The organism is Klebsiella sp. K5-204, assembly GCF_030128585.1.
Lineage (GTDB): Bacteria > Pseudomonadota > Gammaproteobacteria > Enterobacterales > Enterobacteriaceae > Klebsiella > Klebsiella quasipneumoniae.
Genome location: NZ_JAKUZS010000006.1, coordinates 133744 through 157404, shown reverse-complemented (window position 1 = coordinate 157404; position 23661 = coordinate 133744). Strand labels below are relative to the sequence as shown.

General features: G+C 57.6%; 24 protein-coding genes, 4 tRNA genes, 1 other RNA gene and 1 pseudogene. 16 read left to right on the top strand and 14 right to left on the bottom strand.

All coding sequences use genetic code 11. The features are described from left to right. Positions 1-12 precede the first annotated feature (12 nt). Both MKR05_RS16845 and MKR05_RS16840 read left to right on the top strand, forming a co-directional pair. The gene (locus MKR05_RS16845) at positions 13-366 is read left to right on the top strand and encodes a YfeC-like transcriptional regulator (RefSeq protein WP_004202017.1); all 354 of its coding nucleotides are present in this window, start codon (positions 13-15) and stop codon (positions 364-366) included. 3 nt (positions 367-369) lie between these two features. Next, a complete protein-coding gene (locus MKR05_RS16840; RefSeq protein WP_048297981.1) occupies positions 370-762 on the top strand; it encodes a YfeC-like transcriptional regulator in 393 nt (130 codons plus the stop codon). Positions 763-814: 52 nt separating this feature from the next. On the opposite strand, the gene gltX is transcribed toward MKR05_RS16840, so the two are convergent. After that, the gene (gene gltX, locus MKR05_RS16835) at positions 815-2233 is read right to left on the bottom strand and encodes a glutamate--tRNA ligase (protein ID WP_004202014.1); all 1419 of its coding nucleotides are present in this window, start codon (positions 2231-2233) and stop codon (positions 815-817) included. Between the two features lie 259 nt (positions 2234-2492). Here gltX and MKR05_RS16830 point away from each other — a divergent pair. The 5 genes from MKR05_RS16830 (at position 2493) to MKR05_RS16810 (ending at position 3049) form a co-directional block, all read left to right on the top strand. Continuing rightward, positions 2493-2568 (top strand) — tRNA-Val (locus MKR05_RS16830). Between the two features lie 45 nt (positions 2569-2613). Then, positions 2614-2689, top strand: a tRNA-Val gene (locus tag MKR05_RS16825). 46 nt (positions 2690-2735) lie between these two features. Further along, positions 2736-2811 (top strand) — tRNA-Val (locus tag MKR05_RS16820). A gap of 4 nt (positions 2812-2815) precedes the next feature. Further along, a tRNA-Lys gene (locus tag MKR05_RS16815) sits at positions 2816-2891 on the top strand. Positions 2892-2913: 22 nt separating this feature from the next. Beyond that, positions 2914-3049, top strand: a non-coding RNA gene (locus MKR05_RS16810) — RtT sRNA. Positions 3050-3135: 86 nt separating this feature from the next. Here the strand turns inward: MKR05_RS16810 and MKR05_RS16805 are convergent. After that, on the bottom strand, positions 3136-4062 hold the full coding sequence (locus MKR05_RS16805; RefSeq protein WP_101989147.1) for a LysR family transcriptional regulator: 927 nt from the start codon (positions 4060-4062) through the stop codon (positions 3136-3138). An 88-nt stretch (positions 4063-4150) separates the two neighbouring features. On the opposite strand from MKR05_RS16805, the gene MKR05_RS16800 reads away from it, so the two are divergent. Next, complete coding sequence (locus MKR05_RS16800) at positions 4151-5149, top strand: bile acid:sodium symporter family protein (protein WP_023290588.1); 999 nt, start codon at positions 4151-4153, stop codon at positions 5147-5149. Here the strand turns inward: MKR05_RS16800 and MKR05_RS16795 are convergent. The 3 genes from MKR05_RS16795 to zipA form a co-directional block, all read right to left on the bottom strand. Further along, positions 5146-5364, bottom strand: a complete 219-nt coding sequence (locus MKR05_RS16795; protein WP_004202007.1) for a DUF3820 family protein — start codon at positions 5362-5364, stop codon at positions 5146-5148. The two genes, MKR05_RS16800 and MKR05_RS16795, sit on opposite strands and share 4 nt — an antisense overlap. A gap of 1 nt (position 5365) precedes the next feature. Beyond that, positions 5366-7381, bottom strand: coding sequence for an NAD-dependent DNA ligase LigA (gene ligA, locus MKR05_RS16790; RefSeq protein WP_101989148.1), 2016 nt, complete (start codon positions 7379-7381; stop codon positions 5366-5368). Between the two features lie 69 nt (positions 7382-7450). Continuing rightward, positions 7451-8497 carry a cell division protein ZipA gene (zipA, locus tag MKR05_RS16785; protein WP_023290590.1) on the bottom strand — a complete coding sequence of 349 codons (1047 nt, stop codon included), beginning with the start codon at positions 8495-8497 and terminating at the stop codon, positions 7451-7453. A 230-nt stretch (positions 8498-8727) separates the two neighbouring features. Between zipA and cysZ the strand changes: the two genes are divergently transcribed. From cysZ to crr, 5 genes are all read left to right on the top strand, one after another. Continuing rightward, positions 8728-9489, top strand: coding sequence for a sulfate transporter CysZ (gene cysZ / locus MKR05_RS16780; RefSeq protein WP_101989149.1), 762 nt, complete (start codon positions 8728-8730; stop codon positions 9487-9489). Between the two features lie 173 nt (positions 9490-9662). Further along, the gene (cysK, locus tag MKR05_RS16775) at positions 9663-10634 is read left to right on the top strand and encodes a cysteine synthase A (RefSeq protein WP_023290592.1); all 972 of its coding nucleotides are present in this window, start codon (positions 9663-9665) and stop codon (positions 10632-10634) included. Between the two features lie 380 nt (positions 10635-11014). Then, positions 11015-11272 (top strand): phosphocarrier protein Hpr, encoded by a 258-nt coding sequence (gene ptsH / locus MKR05_RS16770; protein ID WP_002913505.1) that lies wholly within the window; start codon positions 11015-11017, stop codon positions 11270-11272. 44 nt (positions 11273-11316) lie between these two features. Further along, positions 11317-13044, top strand: a complete 1728-nt coding sequence (gene ptsI / locus MKR05_RS16765; RefSeq protein ID WP_004201998.1) for a phosphoenolpyruvate-protein phosphotransferase PtsI — start codon at positions 11317-11319, stop codon at positions 13042-13044. Positions 13045-13086: 42 nt separating this feature from the next. Next, the gene (gene crr / locus MKR05_RS16760) at positions 13087-13596 is read left to right on the top strand and encodes a PTS glucose transporter subunit IIA (RefSeq protein ID WP_000522253.1); all 510 of its coding nucleotides are present in this window, start codon (positions 13087-13089) and stop codon (positions 13594-13596) included. 40 nt (positions 13597-13636) lie between these two features. On the opposite strand, the gene MKR05_RS16755 is transcribed toward crr, so the two are convergent. Then, a complete protein-coding gene (locus tag MKR05_RS16755) occupies positions 13637-13876 on the bottom strand; it encodes a hypothetical protein (RefSeq protein ID WP_044524307.1) in 240 nt (79 codons plus the stop codon). Continuing rightward, a complete protein-coding gene (gene pdxK, locus MKR05_RS16750) occupies positions 13873-14739 on the bottom strand; it encodes a pyridoxine/pyridoxal/pyridoxamine kinase (RefSeq protein ID WP_087824344.1) in 867 nt (288 codons plus the stop codon). The genes MKR05_RS16755 and pdxK overlap by 4 nt, the downstream gene beginning before the upstream one ends. A gap of 82 nt (positions 14740-14821) precedes the next feature. On the opposite strand from pdxK, the gene ptsJ reads away from it, so the two are divergent. Both ptsJ and MKR05_RS16740 read left to right on the top strand, forming a co-directional pair. Then, the gene (ptsJ, locus tag MKR05_RS16745; RefSeq protein WP_238875362.1) at positions 14822-16120 is read left to right on the top strand and encodes a transcriptional regulator PtsJ; all 1299 of its coding nucleotides are present in this window, start codon (positions 14822-14824) and stop codon (positions 16118-16120) included. Between the two features lie 163 nt (positions 16121-16283). Then, positions 16284-16679, top strand: a complete 396-nt coding sequence (locus MKR05_RS16740; RefSeq protein ID WP_049013912.1) for a nuclear transport factor 2 family protein — start codon at positions 16284-16286, stop codon at positions 16677-16679. Here MKR05_RS16740 and cysM read toward each other — a convergent pair. From cysM to cysP, 5 genes are all read right to left on the bottom strand, one after another. After that, positions 16676-17587: a cysteine synthase CysM gene (gene cysM, locus MKR05_RS16735; protein WP_044524311.1), complete on the bottom strand. Its 912-nt coding sequence runs from the start codon at positions 17585-17587 to the stop codon at positions 16676-16678. The two genes, MKR05_RS16740 and cysM, sit on opposite strands and share 4 nt — an antisense overlap. 118 nt (positions 17588-17705) lie before the next feature. Next, complete coding sequence (gene cysA, locus MKR05_RS16730) at positions 17706-18800, bottom strand: sulfate/thiosulfate ABC transporter ATP-binding protein CysA (RefSeq protein WP_004201991.1); 1095 nt, start codon at positions 18798-18800, stop codon at positions 17706-17708. Continuing rightward, positions 18790-19665, bottom strand: coding sequence for a sulfate/thiosulfate ABC transporter permease CysW (gene cysW, locus MKR05_RS16725; RefSeq protein ID WP_004201990.1), 876 nt, complete (start codon positions 19663-19665; stop codon positions 18790-18792). Before cysW ends, cysA begins: the two co-directional genes overlap by 11 nt. Then, positions 19665-20498, bottom strand: coding sequence for a sulfate/thiosulfate ABC transporter permease CysT (cysT, locus tag MKR05_RS16720; protein WP_002913626.1), 834 nt, complete (start codon positions 20496-20498; stop codon positions 19665-19667). The genes cysW and cysT overlap by 1 nt, the downstream gene beginning before the upstream one ends. Continuing rightward, entirely contained in the window at positions 20498-21514 is a 1017-nt protein-coding gene (gene cysP / locus MKR05_RS16715; protein WP_064155264.1) for a thiosulfate/sulfate ABC transporter substrate-binding protein CysP, read from the bottom strand. Before cysP ends, cysT begins: the two co-directional genes overlap by 1 nt. Before the next feature lie 200 nt (positions 21515-21714). Between cysP and MKR05_RS16710 the strand changes: the two are divergent. After that, positions 21715-22079, top strand: a pseudogene (locus MKR05_RS16710) (DUF559 domain-containing protein). 10 nt (positions 22080-22089) lie between these two features. Here MKR05_RS16710 and MKR05_RS16705 read toward each other — a convergent pair. Then, positions 22090-22989: a Dyp-type peroxidase gene (locus MKR05_RS16705; protein ID WP_284118387.1), complete on the bottom strand. Its 900-nt coding sequence runs from the start codon at positions 22987-22989 to the stop codon at positions 22090-22092. Positions 22990-23083: 94 nt separating this feature from the next. Continuing rightward, positions 23084-23659: an RpoE-regulated lipoprotein gene (locus MKR05_RS16700; RefSeq protein ID WP_101989152.1), complete on the bottom strand. Its 576-nt coding sequence runs from the start codon at positions 23657-23659 to the stop codon at positions 23084-23086. Positions 23660-23661: the final 2 nt, after the last annotated feature.

Here is a 23661-nt window from a genome sequence, read left to right as displayed (position 1 = left end):
TCAGGAAATAGTATGCTCAAGGAACGAATGACACCTGAAGAAATCGCCCATCTGACCGGCTACAGCCGGCAAACTATCAATAAGTGGGTGCGGAAAGAAGGCTGGCAGACCTCTCCGCGGCCTGGCGTCCAGGGCGGTAAGGCGCGCCTGGTCCATGTCAATGAGCAAGTCAGGGAGTTTATCCGCAGCGCCCAGCGCGTGGCGGAGACGCCCGGCACCTATTCTCCCCACGACAGCGATCTGGAATCGCTGCTGCTGACCCTCTGTAAAGAACTCACTCCCAGCGAGCAGAAGCAGCTTATGTCGCTGCTATTGCGCGAGGGGATCACCGGGTTGCTGCTTCGGTTAGGGATCCGCGATCGGTAAACCATGATGAAACTAAAAGATAAAATGACGCCCGCAGAGCTTGCCGACTGCCTGGGGCTGGCGAGACAAACGATCAATCGCTGGGTTCGTGAGAAGAAATGGCGCACGGAAACGATACCCGGCGTCAAAGGAGGCCGAGCGCGGCTGGTGGTCATCGACCAACCGGTGCGCGAGTTTCTGACAAACATTCCCGCCAGACGCCATCTGTTTAGCGACAATCATCTCGCGGAATCGCCAGGCGCTTACCTGGTCAATGAAGCGGAGGCGATCTGGCGGCAAATCACAGAAACCCTGCAACTGATGACTCCGGCAGAACAGCTGCAGCTCCGCGACCTGCTGGCCCGGGAAGGGATTAGCGGTTTTCTTGCCCGCCTCGGCATCGCCAGCCCGGCGTAACAGACAAAAAAAACGGCAGGGGTATCCTGCCGTTATATCATCCAGGTCCCCGTCAGGACGCCTGGCCTTCACGTTCAGCGATAAAAGCCAGCGCTTTATTGATACGCTCTACGCTACGGGACTTGCCGATTGCATGGACGGTAACGTCAAGCGCAGGAGACTGCCCTGCACCGGTAACGGCCACGCGCAGCGGCATACCGACTTTACCCATGCCCACTTCCAGCTCATCAGCGGTCGCCTGAATCGCGTGGTGGACGTTTTCCGCCGTCCAGTCGCTAATCGCCGCCAGCTTGTCGCGGACGACTTCCAGCGGCTGACGCGCTACCGGACGCAGATGTTTCTTCGCCGCGTCGGCGTCGAATTCAGCGAACTCTTCATAGAAGTAGCGGCAGCTCTGGGCAATCTCTTTCAGCGTTTTGCAACGCTCGCCCAGCAGCTTCACCAACTCGGCCAGCTGCGGACCGTTGCGGGTATCGATATTTTCCTGCTCAATATGCCACTGCAGATGCGTCGCCACATACTCCGCCGGCAGCGTATTGATGTAATGATGGTTCAGCCACAACAGCTTGTCGGTGTTGAACGCACTCGCGGATTTGCTGACCGCCCCCAGCGAGAAGAACTCGATCATCTCTTCGCGGGTGAAGATCTCCTGATCGCCATGGGACCAGCCCAGACGCACCAGATAGTTCAGCAGCGCTTCCGGCAGGTAGCCATCGTCGCGATACTGCATCACGCTGACCGCCCCGTGGCGTTTGGAGAGTTTCTTGCCATCGTCGCCGTTGATCATCGATACGTGCGCGTATACCGGCACCGGCGCATTCAGCGCTTTAAGGATGTTGATCTGGCGCGGCGTGTTGTTGATATGATCTTCACCACGGATCACGTGGGTGATCGCCATGTCCCAGTCATCCACTACGACGCAGAAGTTGTAGGTCGGGGAACCATCGGTACGGCGAATGATCAGATCGTCCAGCTCCTGGTTGCTGAACTCGATAGGTCCGCGGATCTGATCGTCAAAAATAACCGACCCTTCCTGCGGGTTGGCGAAACGCACCACGCACGGCTCATCGTCGGCATGATGCTCGTGGCTATGGCGGCAGCGTCCATCGTAACGCGGCTTCTCACCGTTCGCCATTTGCTCTTCGCGCAACGCTTCCAGACGCTCTTTTGAGCAATAGCATTTATAAGCGGTACCGGCTTCCAGCATCTCATCGATCACGTTGTTATAACGATCGAAACGTTTAGTCTGGTAATAAGGACCTTCGTCCCATTGCAGATTCAGCCAGTTCATGCCATCCATGATGGCTTCAATTGCTTCCGGGGTGGAGCGTTCGAGATCGGTGTCTTCAATACGCAGTACAAACTCACCGCCGTGGTTACGGGCAAAAAGCCAGGAATAGAGAGCAGTACGCGCACCGCCAACGTGCAGATAGCCGGTTGGGCTTGGCGCGAAGCGAGTTTTGATTTTCATGAATTGGCCTTACGTTTAATAAAGATGCCGATAGCCGGCAATGTCCGGTGGAAATTATGGGTCAATATTCTAACACCGTGGGCTGATTCCTCAATGTTGTTCCCGTCGGAACGTCGTGGTTTGCCGTTTTTGTTTATAAATCATGCTATGACGCCGCTTTTGCGATCGCTTTGTTTAATTTTACGACGAACGAACGAATTCTTTAGAAAAGGCGTTGACTCATTTTCAACTCTCCCTATAATGCGACTCCACACAGCGGGGGTGATTAGCTCAGCTGGGAGAGCACCTCCCTTACAAGGAGGGGGTCGGCGGTTCGATCCCGTCATCACCCACCACTACTTAACGTAGTCTCCGCCGTGTAGAACAGAAAATTGAGAAGTGGGTGATTAGCTCAGCTGGGAGAGCACCTCCCTTACAAGGAGGGGGTCGGCGGTTCGATCCCGTCATCACCCACCACTTTCTCGCCAGCTGGATTTTCTGTCAAAATATGAAGTACCGAAGTGGGTGATTAGCTCAGCTGGGAGAGCACCTCCCTTACAAGGAGGGGGTCGGCGGTTCGATCCCGTCATCACCCACCACTTCGGGTCGTTAGCTCAGTTGGTAGAGCAGTTGACTTTTAATCAATTGGTCGCAGGTTCGAATCCTGCACGACCCACCAATGTAAAAAGGCGCCCTAAAGGCGCCTTTTTGCTATGCGCGGAACTCAACGATTCGAACCTGCAGCAGGTTCGGGTCGAACGCAGTGAGACAACGGAGCCGCTTGCGGCGACGGCCCGAAGGGCGAGGCGAAGCCGAGTCATCCTGCACGACCCACCAATGTAAAAAGGCGCCCTAAAGGCGCCTTTTTGCTATGCGTGGAACACAGCCCCGGCCACGAGCTTCCCCGTGGCGATAAACCGCGATCAACGCTGATACAGCGGATCTTCAACCCTGGCGGCGGTGAGATTGCCCCCTTCTTCTCGCACGATTTCCCATAACGCCTGGGCGGCGGTCGACAGCGAGCGATTTTTCCGGCATGCCAGCATCAGCTGCCGCTCCATTATCGGAGTGAGTCGCTTCACCGCCAGATGGCTTCCCTGCGGTAACGGCAGCGCCAGCGCCGGCAGTACGCTGATGCCAATTCCCGACTCCACCATCGGAAACAGCGTTGCCGGATGGCCAATCTCCTGCACAATGTTCGCCCGGACAGCCAGCCTGCTGAGAGCCGCATCAATCAGCGGACGGCTGCCGGAGGCATAGTCCTGCAGGATCAGTCTCTCATCCCGTAGCGCCTGCCATGGCACTTCAGTCAGGCTGGCAAAAGGATGATCCTCCCGGCAGAGCAGCAAAAAAGGTTCCGCCAGGACCACTTCACATTGCAGGTCCGCCGCCGGGCCAGGGTCAATCACAATGCCGAAATCCACTTCCCCCTGGCGAATACTCTCCAGCACCCACTGCTGAGGCCGGTCGTGCAGCACGAAATCGATATCAGGATAGCGACGATTGCTGTGGGCAATACACTGGGGAATAAGGTGGGCGGAAATCGTCTGACTGGCGGCAACCTTGACGGTGCCGCTCAGCTGCTGGCCTACCCGACCGGCATCGCGCAGCGTCACCGCCAGCTCATCGAGCAAACGCTCCAGCCTGCCTGCCAGCTGCTGACCCGCCTCGGTGAGGACCACCTCCCGGGTGGTACGGTCGAGGAGACGGACCCCGGTCTGATGCTCCAGCTCCTTGACGCTGTGGCTGACGGCCGACTGGCTTAAGCCAATCATCTCCCCCGCCCGGCTAAAGCTCCTGGCGCGGGCGACGGTAACAAATACTTTTAACTGACGCAGAGAGTAATTCATCTTTTTTATTCATGAATAGATGCAATAAATCAATTTTATTTCTCAAATCAAAAAAAGCACAATAACGCATCTCTTTTCAGGAGCGTTTATGAAACTTTTCCGCATTCTCGATCCGTTTACGGCAACCCTGGTCACCGTTGTCCTGTTGGCCTCATTCTTCCCGGCCCGTGGCGCTTTCGTCCCCTTCTTTGAACATCTGACCACCGCCGCCATCGCCCTGCTGTTCTTTATGCACGGCGCCAAACTCTCCCGGGAGGCAATTATCGCCGGCGGCAGCCACTGGCGTTTGCATCTCTGGGTGATGTGCAGCACCTTTATTCTCTTCCCGGTGCTGGGGGTCCTGTTTGCCTGGTGGGCGCCGGTGAAGGTCGATCCGATGCTCTACAGCGGCTTTATTTATTTGTGCATTCTGCCGGCCACCGTGCAATCCGCCATCGCCTTCACCTCGCTGGCCGGAGGCAACGTCGCGGCGGCGGTCTGCTCAGCCTCGGCCTCCAGCCTGTTGGGCATCTTTGTTTCACCGCTGCTGGTGGGTGCTCTGATGAACCTTCATGGCGCAGGCGGTAGCCTCGAGCAGGTCGGAAAGATCATGCTGCAGCTGCTGTTGCCTTTCGTGCTCGGCCATTTATCGCGGCCGTGGATCGGCAACTGGGTGGCGAAGCATAAGAAGTGGATTGGTAAGACCGACCAGACCTCGATTCTGCTGGTGGTTTACTCCGCCTTTAGCGAGGCGGTGGTGAACGGCATCTGGCATAAAGTGGGTCTGGGATCGCTGCTGTTTATCGTGGTGGTCAGCCTAGTGCTGCTGGCCATCGTCATCGCGGTCAATGTGTTCGTCGCCCGCCGCTGCGGCTTTAACAAAGCCGATGAAATTACCATCGTCTTCTGCGGTTCGAAAAAGAGCCTGGCCAACGGCATCCCGATGGCCAATATTCTCTTTCCGACCTCTATCCTCGGCATCATGGTGCTGCCGCTGATGATCTTCCATCAAATCCAGCTGATGGTCTGCGCGGTGCTGGCGCGGCGCTATAAACAGCAAACTGATGCGCGTCTCGCTCAGGAAAAGGCCAACGCCGCCAAAGCTTAACGCGCTTTCTTCAGGGGCTGGACCAGATCGCTCAGCCCCTCGCTTTTAATCAGCAGGGTCAGCGCCATCAGCTCGCCGAGATGGCCGGCAGGGAATTGATCCTTGCGCGCGAACCACAATAAATACTCCTCCGGGACATCGATTAAACGACGCCCCTTGTATTTACCGAACGGCATCTCAGTATTGGCGATCTCGACCAGCTGCGCTTTATCCACGTTATTCTCCCAGCAGACGCATCATTTCGGCTTCGTCAATCACCTCGATGCCGAGCTCCTGCGCTTTCGCCAGCTTAGAACCCGCCGCTTCGCCAGCAATCACCAAATCGGTCTTCTTCGATACGCTGCCCGCCACCTTCGCCCCCAGCGCCACCAGACGCGCTTTGGCGTCATCCCGCGACAGCTGACTGAGGCTGCCGGTCAGGACGACGGTTTTGCCTGCAAACGGGCTGTCAATCTCTTCCGCCTTCACCACCACCGGCGCCGGCCAGTGAACCCCTTCCGCCAGCAGCTGCGCGATGACATCGCGGTTGCTCTCTTCGGCAAAGAAGTTGAAGGTATGGGTGGCGACCACAATGCCGACATCAGGGACCTTCTGCAGCTCCTCAATAGAAGCCTGCTCCAGGGCCTCGAGGGTGCCGAAATGCGCCGCCAGGCCCGCCGCCGTCGCTTCTCCTACCTCGCGAATGCCTAAGGCGTAGAGGAAACGCGCAAAGGTTGTCTCTTTGGCTTTCTCGAGAGCGTTGACCACGTTTTGCGCGGACTTCGGCCCCATCCGATCCAGCCCGGTCAGTTTCCCTGCGGTCAGCCGGAACAGATCCGCCGGGGTATGGACGTACTCTTTCTCCACCAGCTGGTCGATGATCTTGTCGCCCATGCCATCAACGTCCAGCGCGCGACGGGAGACAAAGTGCTTGAGCGACTCTTTACGCTGCGCGCCGCAGATAAGGCCGCCGGTACAGCGGGCTACCGCCTCGCCTTCCACTCGCTCAACGTCGGACTGACAGACCGGGCAGTGGGTCGGGAATTCAACATCCCGGGCATCTGCCGGGCGTTCGGAAAGCACCACGTTGACCACCTGAGGGATCACGTCGCCTGCCCGGCGAATCACCACCTTGTCGCCGATTTTCAAGCCTAAGCGTTCGATCTCATCGGCATTATGCAACGTGGCATTACTCACCAGCACGCCGGCGACATGGACCGGCTCCAGGCGCGCCACCGGCGTAATCGCCCCGGTGCGGCCCACCTGGAACTCCACGTCCCGGACGAAAGTCATCTGCTCCTGGGCGGGGAACTTAAAGGCCACGGCCCAGCGCGGCGCGCGGGCCACGAAACCTAACTGCTCCTGCAGCGCCAGCGAATCGACTTTGATCACCACGCCATCAATGTCAAAGCCCAGATGGGGACGATCTTCCTCGACTTTACGATAGTAAGTGAGCACTTCCTCGGGGGTATGACATAGGGTGACGCGATCGCTCACCGGTAATCCCCATGCTTTAAACTGCTGTAAACGGGCCGAGTGGCTGGCCGGCAGCTCACCGCCCTCCAGCACCCCAACGCCGTAGCAGAAGAAAGTAAGCGGTCGCTTCGCGGTGATGCGCGGGTCCAGCTGGCGCAACGAGCCCGCCGCCGCATTGCGCGGGTTAGCAAACACTTTTCCGCCGGTGCGTCGAGCTACTTCATTGATTTTTTCGAACCCGGCCTGCGGGAGGAACACTTCCCCGCGCACTTCCAGGCGTGCGGGAATATTATCGCCATGCAGCCTGAGCGGGATGGTGCGGATGGTTCGCACGTTAGAGGTAATGTCCTCGCCGGTGGTGCCGTCGCCGCGGGTCGCCGCCTGCACCAGCACGCCGTTTTCGTAGAGAATGCTCACCGCGAGGCCGTCGAGCTTCAGCTCGCAGCAGTAGATGAGGGGGTCAGTGCTTTTCAGGCGATCCTGCACCCGCTTGTTGAAGGCCAGAAAGCTCTCTTCGTCAAACACGTTGTCCAGCGACAGCATCGGCACTTCATGGCGGATCTGGCTGAAGGCGGTCAGCGGCGCCGCCCCCACGCGCTGAGTCGGTGAATCCGGGGTAATCAGCTCCGGATGCTGGCTCTCCAGCTCGCGCAGCTCGCGCATCAGCCGGTCATACTCCGCATCGGGCACTTCCGGTGCGTCCATAACGTGGTACAGGTATTCATGATGGCGAAGCGTGGTTCGCAGTTCAGTCAGTTGTTGTTCGATCGGTTCCATATCACACCATCAATGATAAAAAACCCCCGACAGGCGGGGGTTGAGAAGGAGTTGAGATAACGCGCGACGTCAGGCGTTCGCGTCTTTCACTTCGCGAATACGATCCTGGTATTCACGCAGTTTTTGCGGCGTCATCATGCGACGCTGATCGTCAAGCACCACGCCGCCCACTTCATCGGCGATATACTGCGCAGACTGCAGCATCAGCTTGAAGTTCTGCAGTTCATCACCGTAGGAAGGGACCTGCATAAAGATAGTCACCCCAGGGGTCATCATATCCGCCATGCTGTCCGGATTGAAGGTCCCCGGCTTCACCATGTTGGCCAGGCTGAACAGTACCGGGCCGCTGCCGTCCGGGCTCAGATGGCGGTGGAAAATATTCATTTCACCAAATTTGAACCCGGCCTGCTGGATGCTATTGATAAGCACCTCGCCGTTAAGCTGCGCGCCATGGTGCGCGGCAACGTTCATCACGATGACCGTCTCTTTACGCTCTTTCGGCTGGGGCGCTGCAGGCTGCTGCGGCTCTGTCGGCTGCGGTTCAGCAACCGCGGGCTGCGGCGCGGCAACAGGCTGGGGCGCAGGCTGCTGCGGAGCGGCCGGCTGCGGCTGGGCGACGGTCGGGGTCACCGGCTGCGGCGCGACAGGCTGTTGCACAGCAGGTTGCGGCTGGTGTTGCGGCTGCGCGGGTTGCGGCTGTTGCCAGCCAGGCTGCGGAGCCGCATGCGGCGCAGACGGTTGTCCCTGCGGTTGTGCCGGGGCCTGGCGCGGCGGCGCCTGACGAACCGGTTCCTCAGGACGCACAGGCTGCTGCATCTGGCGCTCGTAAGGCGGCTGGTACTGGTGCTGCGGCGCCTGACGAGGGGCTTCATGCTCCCCATGCGCGCCGTGCGGAGCGTGAGTCACCGGATGAACGCGGACTTCACCTACGCCTTCAACATTATCATCAAAGTCGTCGTTTTCCGACTCATCGTCGCGCGACTTCATACGTTTCAGTGGGCGATCGCGAAACATCGAAGAACGTTCTTTACGGCTGGTCCAGAAACCATGTACCAGTAAAGCGATTATGGCGATCGCGCCAACAATGATTAATATCAGACGCAAATCCTGCATCATTATATTCTCTGTTGTTCTAACACCTTGCCACCACGGCAAACATTTACTCACTAAGAGTATTTGCCGATTACCTCAAGTGCAAGTGCGTCGGTCGCTTTCACCACATAAAGATGAACTAAATCGTGCTTTTTGCTGTTTTTTCGAACATTTCCTAACTGGTTATTGTCTGACGACCCGATAAAATAAGCGAGCATTCACACTGGATGTTCAAAAAGGAGCAATGCCTGGCTATGGTTTCATCATCCGCACCGACCCCGCGTAGCGGCGTATACTACTTTTCGCAGGGCTGGAAACTCATCAGGCTGCCGGGCATACGTCGTTATGTCTTCCTGCCTTTACTGGTTAACGTGCTGCTGATGGGCGGTGCTTTCTGGTGGCTGTTTACCCGTCTCGACAGCTGGATCCCTTCGCTGATGAGCCATGTGCCTGACTGGCTGCAGTGGCTAAATTACCTGCTGTGGCCGGTGGTGGTGCTGTCGATCCTGCTGGTGTTTGGCTATTTTTTTTCTACTATTGCCAACTGGATTGCCGCCCCGTTCAGCGGCCTGCTGGCGGAACAGCTGGAAGCGCGTCTGACTGGCGCCACCCCGCCGGACGTCGGCGTCTTTGGCATCATGAAGGATATTCCGCGCATCATGAAGCGTGAGTGGCAGAAGCTGGCCTGGTACCTGCCCCGCGCCATCGTACTGTTGCTGCTCTACTTTATACCCGGCGTTGGCCAGACGGTGGCCCCGGTACTCTGGTTCCTGTTCAGCGCATGGATGCTGGCGATTCAATACTGCGATTACCCCTTCGATAACCACAAGGTCCCCTTCAGGACCATGCGCGAAGCGCTGCGCAGCCGCAAGGTGATGAATTTGCAGTTTGGCGCGCTCACCAGCCTGTTCACCATGATCCCGGTGTTAAACCTGGTGATCCTCCCGGTGGCTATCTGCGGCGCCACCGCCATGTGGGTCGATTGCTATCGCGACAGACACGCCAGCTGGAAGTAACAGCAGCACCTCCCCTGGAGCGGCGAGAGCCGCTCCTTATATCTCACTTATTCCTTCTTGATCATCATTATTTCCCTTCCGCATATAGATATGCTAAATCCTTACTTCCGCATATTCTTTAAGCGGGTATGCTGATGCCGTACCCCCAAATTTCATACAGTTAAGGACGGGCCATGAGTAAGATTTTTGAAGACAACTCCCTGACTATCGGTCATACGCCGCTGGTACGACTGAACCGCATTGGTAACGGCCGTATCCTGGCAAAGGTAGAATCTCGTAACCCGAGCTTTAGCGTAAAATGCCGTATCGGCGCCAATATGATCTGGGATGCTGAAAAGCGCGGCGTGCTGAAACCGGGCGTGGAACTGGTCGAACCGACCAGCGGCAACACCGGTATCGCCCTCGCCTACGTGGCGGCGGCTCGCGGCTACAAGCTAACGCTAACCATGCCGGAAACCATGAGCATCGAGCGTCGTAAGCTTCTGAAAGCGCTGGGCGCCAACCTGGTGCTGACCGAAGGCGCCAAAGGCATGAAAGGCGCCATTCAGAAAGCGGAAGAGATTGTCGCCAGCAACCCGGAAAAATTCCTGTTGCTGCAGCAGTTCAGCAACCCGGCTAACCCGGAAATCCACGAAAAGACCACCGGTCCGGAAATCTGGGAAGACACCGACGGTCAGGTGGATGTCTTCATCTCCGGCGTAGGTACCGGCGGTACGCTGACCGGCGTCAGCCGCTACATTAAAAACACCAAGGGCAAAAAAGATCTGTTCACCGTCGCGGTTGAACCGACCGATTCGCCGGTTATCTCCCAGGCGCTGGCGGGTGAAGAGCTCAAGCCGGGCCCGCACAAAATTCAGGGCATCGGCGCCGGCTTCATTCCTGGTAACCTGGATCTGAAGCTGGTGGACAAAGTGATCGGCATTACCAATGATGAAGCGATCTCCACGGCACGCCGCCTGATGGAAGAAGAAGGCATCCTCGCGGGTATATCTTCCGGGGCCGCCGTTGCCGCGGCGCTGAAGCTGCAGGAAGATGAAGCCTTTACCAATAAGAATATTGTGGTTATCCTGCCTTCCTCGGGTGAGCGTTATTTAAGCACCGCGCTGTTTGCCGATCTCTTCACCGAGAAAGAACTGCAACAGTAGTGCCAGCTTGTAAATAATGTGTAAAAAAGCACCTTTTCAGGTGCTTTTTTGTGGCATACGTCAAAGTTTTACCCCTCCTGGCATTGATTCACCTCGTAGGGTCTGGTATTTAACCAGCACATTTATTTTGATGCGCGAAATTATTCAGAAGAGGATTTCCGCCAGCTGAATCGATTTTATGATTTGGTTCAAGTCTTCCTTTCGCGGCATAATGTTTAATGACGTGCTAGACGTCAATGGCCCGCAGGTCTTCGCAGCGCCAGGCGCTGCCGACGCCAAGGCCGGAAACGTAACGCCGGCGCTAACAATACAGGCTAAAGTCGAGTCGTTAGACTAGACTTTAGGTCCACAACACTAAACCTATAAGTTGGGGAAATATAATGTTCCAGCAAGAAGTTACCATTACCGCTCCGAACGGTCTGCACACCCGCCCTGCTGCTCAGTTTGTTAAAGAAGCTAAAGGCTTCACTTCTGAGATCACTGTAACCTCCAACGGCAAAAGCGCCAGCGCCAAAAGCCTGTTCAAACTGCAGACTCTGGGCCTGACCCAGGGCACCGTAGTAACCCTCTCCGCGGAAGGCGAAGATGAACAGAAAGCGGTTGAGCATCTGGTTAAACTGATGGCTGAACTCGAGTAAGTTCACGGGTTCTTTTTCATATCAGTCACAAGTAAGGTAGGGTTATGATTTCAGGCATTTTAGCATCCCCGGGTATCGCCTTCGGCAAAGCACTGCTGCTGAAGGAAGATGAAATTGTCATCGACCGGAAGAAAATTTCTGCCGATAAGGTTGATCAGGAAGTCGAACGTTTCCTGAGCGGCCGCGCCAAGGCCTCCGCCCAGCTGGAGGTCATCAAAACCAAAGCTGGTGAAACTTTCGGTGAAGAAAAAGAAGCCATCTTCGAAGGGCATATTATGCTGCTGGAAGATGAGGAGCTTGAGCAGGAAATCATAGCCCTGATTAAAGATAAGCATATGACTGCCGACGCGGCAGCCAATGAAGTTATCGACGGTCAGGCCACTGCCCTGGAAGAGCTGGACGATGAATACCTGAAAGAACGTGCGGCTGACGTACGTGATATCGGTAAGCGCCTGCTGCGCAACATCCTTGGTCTGGCCATCATCGATCTGAGCGCGATTCAGGATGAAGTCATCCTCGTCGCCGCCGATCTGACCCCGTCAGAAACCGCACAGCTGAACCTGAAAAAAGTGCTGGGTTTCATCACCGACGCGGGCGGCCGTACCTCCCACACCTCCATCATGGCGCGTTCCCTCGAACTGCCGGCCATCGTGGGCACCGGCAGCATCACGGCGCAGGTGAAAAACGGCGACTATCTGATTCTCGACGCGGTGAACAACCAGGTTCTGATCAACCCGTCCAACGAGCAAATTGAAGCGCTGCGTAATCTGCAGGCTCAGGTTGCGGAAGAAAAAGCCGAACTGGCGAAACTGAAAGATCTGCCGGCGATTACTCTCGACGGCCATCAGGTTGAAGTGTGCGCCAACATTGGTACCGTTCGCGACGTCGAAGGTGCTGAGCGCAACGGCGCCGAAGGCGTAGGCCTGTATCGTACTGAATTCCTGTTCATGGATCGCGACGCGCTGCCAACCGAAGAAGAGCAGTTTGCGGCTTATAAAGCGGTGGCTGAAGCCTGTGGCTCTCAGGCCGTTATCGTGCGTACCATGGACATCGGCGGCGACAAAGAGCTGCCGTACATGAACTTCCCGAAAGAAGAGAACCCGTTCCTCGGCTGGCGTGCAGTGCGTATCGCGATGGATCGTAAAGAGATCCTCCGCGATCAGGTTCGCGCCATCCTGCGTGCCTCCGCTTTCGGTAAGCTGCGCATTATGTTCCCGATGATCATCTCTGTTGAAGAAGTGCGTGCGCTGAAGAAAGAGATCGAAATCTACAAACAGGAACTGCGTGACGAAGGTAAAGCATTTGACGAATCCATTGAGATCGGCGTGATGGTGGAAACACCGGCTGCGGCGACCATTGCTCGTCATCTGGCCAAAGAAGTTGATTTCTTTAGTATCGGCACCAATGATTTAACGCAATATACTCTGGCAGTTGACCGTGGTAATGATATGATTTCACATCTTTACCAGCCGATGTCACCGTCTGTACTGAATCTGATTAAGCAAGTTATTGATGCTTCTCACGCTGAAGGTAAATGGACTGGCATGTGCGGTGAGCTTGCGGGCGATGAACGTGCTACACTTCTGTTGCTGGGTATGGGGCTGGACGAATTCTCTATGAGCGCCATTTCCATCCCGCGCATCAAGAAGATTATTCGTAACACGAACTTCGAAGATGCGAAAGTATTAGCAGAGCAGGCTCTTGCTCAACCGACAACGGACGAGTTAATGACGCTGGTTAACAAGTTCATTGAAGAAAAAACAATCTGCTAATCCACGAGATGCGCGGCCCAAATTACTGCTTAGGAGAAGATCATGGGTTTGTTTGATAAATTGAAATCTCTGGTTTCTGATGACAAGAAAGACACCGGAACTATTGAGATTGTTGCTCCCCTCTCCGGTGAGATCGTCAACATTGAAGACGTGCCGGATGTGGTTTTTGCGGAAAAAATTGTGGGCGATGGGATTGCCATCAAACCGACCGGCAACAAAATGGTCGCGCCGGTAGACGGTACCATTGGTAAAATTTTCGAAACCAACCATGCGTTCTCTATTGAATCTGATAGCGGCATCGAGCTGTTCGTTCACTTCGGTATTGATACCGTTGAACTGAAAGGCGAAGGCTTCAAGCGTATCGCTGAAGAAGGCCAGCGCGTGAAAGTCGGCGACCCGGTTATCGAATTCGATCTGCCGCTGCTGGAAGAGAAAGCCAAGTCGACCCTGACTCCGGTGGTTATCTCCAACATGGACGAGATCAAAGAGCTGATCAAACTGTCCGGTAGCGTGACCGTGGGTGAAACCCCGGTAATCCGCATCAAGAAGTAATATCTGCTGCATAAAAATGGCGCCGAAAGGCGCCATTTTTTTATATCGCGTGGGTCACCGGCTGATAGCATTTTTCGCGGGATAAGATACGCAATCCTTCCGGAGTGCTCTCCAGAATTCGCCGCTCGCTGTCAGAGACCAGCAGTTCACACTGATATCCACCGGCCAGGCCGAACAGCGACCGCGCCACGCAGGCATCCTCCAGCGCCGCCTCCCCTGAAGTATCAAAATGACCAACAATGCGTCCCTGCTGACGGATCACTAATCGATAGCTTTTCATCTCTGTTTCTCCAGCGGCGGCAGGATCAGTTCGTCACATCCCTGCGCGGCAGTCCAGTTCATCACCTCCAGCACGCGCTGGGCGGCTGCCTCCGTCGCAGCCCCCAGTGCCAGGCCGGAAAGCAACCCGCTCACCAGCTCGGCGCAGAACAGATCGCCGGTACCCTTTAAATCCGTCTCCACCCGCGGGTGAACCACCACCTCCACCGCATCGGCCGTCACCACCAGCACATTGATCGTCGAATCAGCCTCTCCCGGCGCGCTGGTGATCACCACCCATTTGAGGGTGTCCGACAGCAGGCTACGCGCCGCGGCGACCGCCTCCGGCTGATTGCGACAGCGCTGGCCGCTCAGCGTCTCCAGCTCAAACAGATTAGGGGTGATCCCTTGCGCCAGCGGCAGCAGGTGCTGACGATAGGCGTCCGGGATCTCGGCCTTGACGTAGATACCGCTGTCGACATCGCCAATCACCGGATCCACCAGAATACAGAGATCGGGATGGCGGTCGCGGACCCGCGTCAGCCACTGCGCCAGACGTTCAATTTGCACGGCGTTGCCCATATAACCGGTGGTCACCGCACGCAGTTCGCGCAAAGCGTCGCGCTCCTCCAGCGCCTGCAGGTACCCGACAAACCACTCCTCCGGGATAATGCCGCCATAGAACGTCTCATAATGGGGCGTATTGCTGAACAGCACCGTCGGCACCGCCAGCACGCGCAGACCGTGCTGTTTAATCGCCGGTACCGCGATGCTGTTGCCGACGCTGCCGTAGACTACCTGCGACTGCACGGCGACGATATCGACTTCCGACGCCCGGCTTTTGTCGTGAAAGAGCACTGATTGTATGTCATCTTGCTGGCCCATCTTTTCTCCCCCCGCTGGACAGCGGGTCACGCACTGATTATGATTCGTCCTATGCTAAATTTCATTTTGTCATAGGTCAATAATGTTTGCCGGAAAAACCGCCAGCGATATCTTCGATCATATCCGCCATCTGGTGCAGAGCGGTGGCTTGCAGCCCGGAGAGGTTCTGCCGCCGGTCCGCGAGCTCGCCAGCCAGCTTGCGGTGAATCGCAATACCGTCGCCGCCGCCTATAAACGGCTGGTCACCTCCGGGCTGGCCGTCAGCCAGGGACGAAACGGCACAGCTATCAAAGCCCGGGATCCGCTGCCGGCGCTGGAAGGCGGTGACCCCACGACGCCGCTGAACGATCTTTCCAGCGGCAATCCGGACCCCGCCAGGCTGCCTGATTTACCACGCTATCTGGGCCAAATTGCCCGCACGCCCCGCCTGTATGGCGATGCCCCCATCGAGCCGCGGCTAGGAGAATGGGCTGAGGCATGGTTTGCCAGGGAGATAACCGTTCCCTTTGCCCTGAATCTCGCCAGCGGGGCGATTGATGCGCTGGAGCGTCTGCTGTGCGCCTTGCTGCTCCCCGGCGACGGCGTGGTGGTTGAAGATCCCTGTTTTCTCAGTAGCATCAATATGGTGCGTTACGCTGGCTTTACCCCCTGCCCGGTGGCGGTGGATGCCGAGGGGATGGATCCAGACGGGCTGGAGGAGGCGTTACGCAACGGCGCGCGGGCGGTGATCTTGACCCCGCGCGCGCACAATCCTACCGGCTGTAGCCTGACGGAAACCCGGGCGCATGCCCTGCGGGAGGTGCTGGCCCGCTATCCGCAGGTGCTGCCGATCGTCGATGACCATTTTGCCCTGCTGTCGGCCACGCCCTGGTTTTCTCCTCTGCCGGCGAGCACCCAACGCTGGGCGGTGGTGCGTTCGATGTCAAAAACCCTCGGGCCAGACCTGCGGCTGGCTTTTATCGCCAGCGATGTCGACACCTCCTCCGCGCTGCGTCTGCGGCTTAACGCCGGCAGCCAGTGGGTCAGCCATCTGCTGCAGGATCTGACGCTGGCCTGTCTCACCGATAAGGCGTTTATCGCCTCGATGACGGAGACCCGCCGTCACTATCGGCAACAGAATGAGAAACTGGCGGCAGCGCTGGCCCGGCACGGCGACAGTCATGCTGCGCCTGGCGATGGCCTCAATTTCTGGCTGCCGCTGCCAACGGCGAGCCAACCCTACGCCTTACGCCTGGCCCGGGCCGGCTGGCTGGTCCGTGAGGGGGAGGTGTTTGGCATCCGTACGCCCTCCCACGGGCTACGCCTGTCGCTGGGCCGCCTGAGCGACGCTGAGATTGCCCGCCTGGCGGCCGATATAGCCCAGGTGTTAAACGCCCCCTGACGCAGGCAGTGCGCCGAACGCATCGGGGAGGGATGGCAGCTGTCGACAAGTTACTGAAAAATTAAACGAAAACTGGCGTAGTCTTACCTGCATGACCGGAACGTCGAGACGGATACAACGCTCTCGGTGGCTGATAAATCGCTCACAATAAGGAGCACCAGAGATGCATCACATTGACCTGACGCTAAAAACAGTCATTGAGGCCTGCGACCGCGCCATCTCGCAGGAAGATTACGATACCCTGATGGGCTATTACGCGGAAGACGCCGCGCTGGTCGTCAAACCGGGCATGGTGGTCAGAGGGAAAGAGAATATCCGCAAAGCGTTTATCGCCATTGCCGACTATTTCCAGCACCGGCTGATCGTGACTCAGGGGAAAATGGAGATCATCGAGGGCGGCGGCAATGCGCTGGTGATTATGGAGACCCGGCTGGATATCCCGACGGCACAGGGGATAACACAGGTTACGCGACGCGCAACCTATGTCTTTCAGAAGCAGGGCGAGCGCTGGCTGTGCACCGTCGATAACTCCTACGGCACCGACCTGCTCGATGATTAAATACCCGCTCCCTGGCTAAAGTGTTCCTCGCCGAACACGCCGGTGGAGAGGTAGCGATCGCCGCGATCGCAGACGATCGCCACCACCACCGCGCCTGGATTTTCGCGAGCGATACGTAACGCCCCGGCTACCGCGCCGCCAGAGCTGACGCCGCAGAAAATGCCTTCCTGTACCGCCAGCTGACGCATGGTGTTCTCGGCATCCTGCTGATGAATATCCAGCACCGCATCCACCAGCGAAGCGTTAAAGATCCCCGGCATATACTCTGCCGGCCAGCGGCGTATCCCGGGAATACTGCTGCCCTCCTCCGGCTGCAGGCCGACAATGGTCACCGGTTTACTCTGTTCGCGCAGAAAACGTGACACGCCGGTAATGGTGCCGGTGGTCCCCATACTGGAGACAAAGTGGGTGATACGCCCCGCGGTCTGCTGCCAGATTTCCGGCCCGGTGGTAGTGTAGTGGGCGTAGGGGTTGTCCGGGTTGTTGAACTGATCGAGCAGTTTGCCCTCCCCGCGCTGAGCCATCTCCAGGGCCAGGTCGCGGGCCCCCTCCATCCCCTGCTCTTTGGTGACCAGGATCAGCTCGGCGCCATAGGCGCGCATCGCGGCCCGGCGCTCCTGGCTCATGTTGTCGGGCATCAGCAGCTTCATCCGGTAGCCTTTCAGCGCGGCGATCATCGCCAGCGCGATACCGGTGTTGCCGCTGGTCGCTTCAATTAGCACGTCGCCGGGCTGAATTTCGCCCCGCTTTTCCGCTTCAACGATCATCGACAGCGCAGCGCGATCTTTCACCGAACCGGCTGGATTATTGCCTTCAAGTTTGACCCAGATTTCGCTGCCATTGTCCGGCCCCAGACGCTGAAGCCTGACCAGAGGGGTATTGCCGATGGTGTGTTCGAGTGTATTCACGATTTTTACTCAATAAAAAAGCCGGGCGGCGCTTCGCTTACCCGGCCTACCAGACGCGTGATAATTCCAGACCGGGTAAGCACAGCGTCACCCGGCAAAAGCACATGGATTTAAGCTATCAGGCCGACTGCGCCAGAGCAAGCTCGCCGCGCGGCTCGATACGCTCGGTACCGTTGTACAGGCGCGCGTTTTGCAGCCCGACGAACAGCCGTTCGCCGCGGGACGGCGCCTCATCGCCCGTTAACACCACGCTCAGCGGTTCGTCATACCACCCCAGAGGCTGGACGACTAATTGGGTGTAGTGACCTTTCGGGCTGGCCTCCAGGACCTGCACCGGCAGCGGCGAATCCAGGCTGGTTCGGCGGCTGATGTCCACTTCCCACGGACGCAGGAACAGATCCACCGGCCCCTGGTATGCCGGGGTATAGCCTAACGGCCAGCGGTGAGCGCCAACGTGGAACTGTCCGCCGCGGATAACCCCCTGCAGGCGATTCACTTCCCCCATGAACTCCAGCACGAAGCGGGTCGACGGCTCACGCCACACGCGTTCAGGCGCATCGGCCTGTTCGATGTTGCCCTGGCTCATCACCACCACCCGGTCGGCAACTTCCATCGCCTCTTCCTGATCGTGGGTGACGAACACGCTGGTAAATTTCAGCTCTTCATGCAGCTGACGCAGCCAGCGGCGCAGCTCTTTACGCACCTGCGCATCCAGCGCGCCGAAAGGTTCATCCAGCAGCAGAATTTGCGGCTCTACCGCCAGGGCGCGCGCCAGCGCCACGCGCTGTTTCTGACCACCGGACAGCTGCGCCGGATAGCGATCCGCCAGGTGAGCCAGTTGCACCATCTCCAGCAGTTTGGTCACTTTGGCTTTAATCGCCGCGGCGTTGGGTCGTTCGCGGCGCGGCAGCACGGTCAGGCCAAAAGCGATGTTATCGAACACGGTCATATGGCGGAACAGCGCATAGTGCTGGAAGACGAAGCCCACTTTACGGTCGCGGGCGTGCATCCGGCTGACGTCGGTACCGTGGAAGCGGATATGACCGCTGGTCTGATGCTCCAGCCCGGCGATAATCCGCAGCAGGGTCGTTTTCCCGGAGCCGGAAGGCCCCAGCAGCGCAACCATTTGTCCGGAAGGGATATCCAGCGAGATATCATTCAGCACCTGGGTGCGACCAAACGATTTCTTAATATTGGCAATCTCAATGCTCATGATTTCCCTCCTGTTGCGCGCGTTTTTCCTGATTGGCCAGACGCCATTGCAACATACTCTTTAAAAACAGGGTCAGAATAGCCATTAACGTCAGCAGGGCCGCGGCGGTAAACGAGCCGACGGTGTTGTAATCCTGCTCCAGTAATTCAATTTGCAGCGGCAGCGACAGCGTTTCTCCGCGGATCGAACCGGAGACCACCGACACCGCGCCGAATTCGCCGATGGCGCGGGCGTTGGTCAACACCACGCCGTACAGCAGCGCCCAGCGAATATTGGGCAGCGTCACCCGGCGGAACATCTGCCAGCCGGAAGCGCCCAGCAAGACCGCCGCCTCATCTTCATGACTGCCCTGACTCATCATCACCGGCACCAGCTCACGCACCACAAACGGACAGGTGACAAAGATCGTCGCCAGCACCATGCCCGGCCAGGCGAACATGATTTGCAGGTTATGCGCATCAAGCCAGCCGCCCAGCGGACCGTTAGAGCCGTAGAACAGCAGATAAACCAGACCGGCTACCACCGGCGAGACAGCGAACGGGATATCCAGCATCGTCAATAGAAGCTGGCGTCCCGGGAACGTAAAGCGCGTGACCAGCCAGGCCAGCAAGGTCCCGAACACCAGGTTCACCGGCACGGTAATCAAGGCGATCATCACCGTCAGCCAGATGGCGTGGAGCATGTCCGGATTGGCCAGGTTTTCCAGCACCGGCATTAACCCTTTGCTGAAGGCCTGGATAAAGATGTAAAGCATCGGCACCACGAGGATGAAGGCGGAGACCAGCATCCCGACGCCAATCAGAAACCATTTTCCCCAGTTGATGCGGGGCGCGTCGTAGCGTTTCAATTGAGTAACTTCCGCCATTAGTGACCTACCACGCGTCGACCAAAGCGACTCTGCAGGGTATTGATGGAAAACAGCAGCAGCAGTGAGGCGGCCAGGATCACCGAGGCGATGGCGCTCGCCGCCGGATAGTCAAACTCCTGCAGTCGAATAAAGATCATCAGCGACGTCACTTCCGTCTTCCACGCGATGTTGCCGGCGATAAAAATCACCGCGCCAAATTCGCCGAGGCTGCGGGTAAACGACAGGGCAATGCCCGCCAGCAGCGCTGGCGACAGCTCCGGCAGCACCACCTTGCGGAAGCTCTGCCAGCGCGTAGCGCCCAGCGTTTCCGCTGCTTCTTCATATTCCGGTCCCAGCTCTTCCAGCACCGGCTGCACGGTACGTACCACGAAGGGGATGCTGGTGAACGCCATCGCCACGGCGATACCGAGCCAGGTATAGGTCACTTTAATATCGAACTTCGCCAGCCATTCCCCGTAAATGCCGTTAACCGAAAACAGCGAAGCCAGGGTCAGGCCGGCCACCGCCGTCGGCAGCGCAAACGGCAGATCCATTAAGGCATCCAGCAGCGTGCGGCCCGGAAAACGATAGCGGGTAAGGATCCACGCCATCAGCAGGCCGAAGACGCCGTTAAAAATCGAGGCCACGAACGCCGACAGCAGCGTCACCTTATAGGCCGCCACCACCTGCGGGTTGGTGATCACATCCCAGTACTGCGCCCAGCTCATCTGCGCCAGCTGCATCACCAGCGCGCTGAGCGGTAATAACAGAATCAGACAGACAAACAGCAGGCTGGTGCCGAGGCTCAGGGTAAAGCCCGGCAGCACGCGCTTGGACGACACAGCAAACATTACTTACGCCCCGCCGCCAGCAGTTTGTCCAGTTCGCCGCCGCTGGCGAAGTGGGTTTTCATCACTTCAGGCCAGGAGCCAAACTTGTCCTCCACGCGGAACAGTTCGGTCTGCGGGAATTTATCCTTCAGCGAATCCATCACTTTCGGGTTGTTTACCCGATAGTAGTAGTCGGTAATGATGGTCTGCGCCTGCGGGCTGTAGAGCCAGTTCAGATAGGCTTTCGCCGCCTTTTCCGTGCCGTTGGCTTTGACGTTTTTATCCACCCAGGCCACCGGGAACTCCGCCAGAATGTTGGTTTTCGGGATCACCACTTCAAATCCCTGCGCCTCATACTGCTTGCGAATATTGTTCACTTCCGACTCGAAGCTGATCAGCACATCGCCCAGGCCGCGCTCGGCGAAGGTGGTGGTCGCCCCGCGTCCGCCGGTGTCGAAGACTTCGACGTTCTTCAGGAACTGGGTCATAAACTGTTCGGTTTTGGCTTTATCGCCGCCGTCGGCTTTATCCGCCGCGCCCCAGGCCGCCAGGTAGGTGTACCGCGCGTTACCCGAGGTTTTCGGGTTCGGGAAGATCAGCTTAACGTCAGAGCGGACCAGGTCATTCCAGTCATGAATGTTTTTCGGGTTGCCTTTGCGCACCAGGAAGCCCATCGTCGAATAGAACGGCGAGCTGTTGTTCGGCAGGCGGCTTTGCCAGTCGGCCGGGATCAGGTTGCCTTTGTCATGCAGGATCTGCACGTCCGTCACCTGGTTGTAGGTCACCACGTCCGCCTTCAGGCCCTGCAGGATCGCCAGCGCCTGCTTGGACGAGCCGGCGTGCGACTGCTTGATGGTCAGCTTGTCCCCGCCATTGTCCTTCGCCCACTGCTGCTCAAAAGGCGGGTTAAGGGCGGCAAACAGCTCGCGGGAGACATCATAGGAGCTGTTCAGCAGCTCCGTCGCCTGCGCCTGCGCCACCAGCAGCATGGAAACCGCCAGCGCCAGATATCCTTTTTTCAGTGATTTAACGGCCATTGCGCACCCTTATCAAAAATGATCATTTACTGATGATCATCATATTTATAACGGGTACGAAAGGAGTAACGGTTTTATATACCGTTTGGCGATTTGGAAGTCGAAAAGGGAATAAGCACCTGGCAAAGCTTAGCTGAAAGCGGCTGGCAAATAAGGTGATGAAATCGGACGAGGGGCGAACAGCGTGGCACACTTTGTTAATGGAAAACAGCACAAATGACGCCCGGCAGTTGCGCCGCCACCTGACGCCGCAGGAGCGCCGCCTGTGGCACCAGCTGCGCGATCGCCGTTTTGCCAGCTACAAGTTTCACCGCCAGCATCCCGCTGGACCCTATATTCAAGATTTCGCCTGGTGATTGAGTTCACCGGCGGCCAGCATGACAGCCGGACTGAATACGATGCCCGGCGCACAACATGGCTTAAGCAGCAGGGCTGGACCGTTTTACGCTTCTGGAATATCGAGTATGACCGGAACGAAACCGGCGTGCTGCAGGTGATCCTGCGCACGCACGAGGAACTCTCCCCCTCACCCCGGCCCTCTCCCTCAGGGAGAGGGTTAGGGTGAGGGGAAAGCATTACAGCGCCTGAATACGCTCCAGGGACGGCGCGAAGTAATAGCCGCCGGTCACCGGTTTGGTGAAGCGCAGCATCGCGTCGCGTTTGCCGTCGGTATCGCCGAACATGCTCAGCAGCTGCTGCTCGATGTTGTACAGACGCGCGCAGTAGGCGCAAAAATAGAGGCCATGGGTACCGCTGGCGGTGCCATACGGCAGGCTCTGGCGGACGATTTTCAGCCCTTTGCCATCTTCTTTTAAGTCAACGCGGCTCAGGTGAGACGTGACCGGACGTGCGTCGCCATCGATCTCTTCGTTGGCTTCCTTGGTGCGGCCAATCATCATCTCCTGATCCGGCACGCTCATGCGGTTCAGCTGTTTGAGATTATGCTCCCAGCGCTGGACGAATACGTAGCTGCCGCCCGCATCCACGCCGTCTTTGATCACCGCCACTTCACGACGGGTTTCTTCCCCCGCCGGGTTTTCGGTGCCGTCGACGAAGCCGCTGAGGTCACGCTCTTCCACCCAGCGGAAGCCGTGGATCTCTTCTTTCACCTCGATAGCGTCGCCAAAGGCGGCCAGCGCGGCCTGCGCCACCGAGAAGTTCACTTCATGGCGGGCGGATAAAATATGAATCAGCAGGTCATACTGGGTGGATGGCGCCAGCCCTTTGCCGTAGACCGGAAAATCTTTTAACTCCTCCGCCCCTTCGCCGCCGCTCAGCTGACGCCAGACGGTATTGCCGAACGCCACCACCGCACCGAGTTTAACGTCGGGGAATTTAGCCTGGAAGGTGGCCACGTTATCGACAAAATTTTTGCTCGCTTCGCGCAGGGCGTTAACGTCCCCTTTGATATTGGCTTCAATCCAAATCGCCGCGCGGCAATGTTCCGGCAAAATGCCGCTCTGAACCTGAGACATCGCTCCTCCTGAAATGATGCAACTACAACGCTGTCGCGTTGCTAACGCGCCATTGTAACCGTTTTTCAGGGCCGTCGTGTCTCTTCAGATCAATTTAGCGACGCCAGATAATTTTGCTGACCTTCCAGTTTTTCAGCGTATCGTCGGAGGGCATCAGCTCCTCCGGGCCGCTCCAGTGACCGGTGAAGGCGTAACTGATATGCTGGCTCCCCTCGGCCTGACACTCGACGACCGCGCCATTGTCATTGCTGGCTTTCTGGCAGTTGCCGAAGGCTTTGCTGTACAGGTCGCTGAACGGTGTGCCGATTTTCACGCCGCTGGCGGTTTTGATTTCGGCATCGCGCACGTCAATCCGGCTGATGGCGCCGTTGTCGCCATTGATGGTCAGCGCCACGCTGTTGTCTTTCAGCGCTTCAAAGTAGTGGACGATATTCCCCTTATCGGTCTTCATTCCGCTGCGCAAACGGTAGTCGCTCCCCAGCGCATCGCTAATGGCCTGTTCGTTGAGCGGCGTGGACGCCGTCAGTTTCCCCACCCCCTGCTCGGTCACCTCGGTGGAAGAACCAAACCAGTTCCACGGATAGGCCGCCGACCAGTTGACCGCGCTCATCGTTGAGCAGCCGGTCAGCGCCAGCGGAAGCGCGCAGAGCATTACACGTAGCGATTTCATAT

Excerpts from the sequence above, each read along its gene's own strand:
- ptsI (WP_004201998.1), top strand. The coding sequence starts at position 11,317 with ATGATTTCAGGCATTTTAGCATCCCCGGGTATCGCCTTCGGCAAAGCA.
- MKR05_RS16700 (WP_101989152.1), bottom strand. The coding sequence starts at position 23,659 with ATGAAATCGCTACGTGTAATGCTCTGCGCGCTTCCGCTGGCGCTGACC.
- cysA (WP_004201991.1), bottom strand. The coding sequence starts at position 18,800 with ATGAGCATTGAGATTGCCAATATTAAGAAATCGTTTGGTCGCACCCAG.
- pdxK (WP_087824344.1), bottom strand. The coding sequence starts at position 14,739 with ATGGGCCAGCAAGATGACATACAATCAGTGCTCTTTCACGACAAAAGC.
- crr (WP_000522253.1), top strand. The coding sequence starts at position 13,087 with ATGGGTTTGTTTGATAAATTGAAATCTCTGGTTTCTGATGACAAGAAA.
- ligA (WP_101989148.1), bottom strand. The coding sequence starts at position 7,381 with ATGGAACCGATCGAACAACAACTGACTGAACTGCGAACCACGCTTCGC.
- MKR05_RS16755 (WP_044524307.1), bottom strand. The coding sequence starts at position 13,876 with ATGAAAAGCTATCGATTAGTGATCCGTCAGCAGGGACGCATTGTTGGT.
- cysW (WP_004201990.1), bottom strand. The coding sequence starts at position 19,665 with ATGGCGGAAGTTACTCAATTGAAACGCTACGACGCGCCCCGCATCAAC.
- cysK (WP_023290592.1), top strand. The coding sequence starts at position 9,663 with ATGAGTAAGATTTTTGAAGACAACTCCCTGACTATCGGTCATACGCCG.
- ptsH (WP_002913505.1), top strand. The coding sequence starts at position 11,015 with ATGTTCCAGCAAGAAGTTACCATTACCGCTCCGAACGGTCTGCACACC.
- cysP (WP_064155264.1), bottom strand. The coding sequence starts at position 21,514 with ATGGCCGTTAAATCACTGAAAAAAGGATATCTGGCGCTGGCGGTTTCC.
- zipA (WP_023290590.1), bottom strand. The coding sequence starts at position 8,497 with ATGATGCAGGATTTGCGTCTGATATTAATCATTGTTGGCGCGATCGCC.
- cysZ (WP_101989149.1), top strand. The coding sequence starts at position 8,728 with ATGGTTTCATCATCCGCACCGACCCCGCGTAGCGGCGTATACTACTTT.
- cysT (WP_002913626.1), bottom strand. The coding sequence starts at position 20,498 with ATGTTTGCTGTGTCGTCCAAGCGCGTGCTGCCGGGCTTTACCCTGAGC.
- MKR05_RS16805 (WP_101989147.1), bottom strand. The coding sequence starts at position 4,062 with ATGAATTACTCTCTGCGTCAGTTAAAAGTATTTGTTACCGTCGCCCGC.
- MKR05_RS16705 (WP_284118387.1), bottom strand. The coding sequence starts at position 22,989 with ATGTCTCAGGTTCAGAGCGGCATTTTGCCGGAACATTGCCGCGCGGCG.
- MKR05_RS16840 (WP_048297981.1), top strand. The coding sequence starts at position 370 with ATGATGAAACTAAAAGATAAAATGACGCCCGCAGAGCTTGCCGACTGC.
- gltX (WP_004202014.1), bottom strand. The coding sequence starts at position 2,233 with ATGAAAATCAAAACTCGCTTCGCGCCAAGCCCAACCGGCTATCTGCAC.
- MKR05_RS16845 (WP_004202017.1), top strand. The coding sequence starts at position 13 with ATGCTCAAGGAACGAATGACACCTGAAGAAATCGCCCATCTGACCGGC.
- MKR05_RS16740 (WP_049013912.1), top strand. The coding sequence starts at position 16,284 with ATGCATCACATTGACCTGACGCTAAAAACAGTCATTGAGGCCTGCGAC.
- ptsJ (WP_238875362.1), top strand. The coding sequence starts at position 14,822 with ATGTTTGCCGGAAAAACCGCCAGCGATATCTTCGATCATATCCGCCAT.
- MKR05_RS16800 (WP_023290588.1), top strand. The coding sequence starts at position 4,151 with ATGAAACTTTTCCGCATTCTCGATCCGTTTACGGCAACCCTGGTCACC.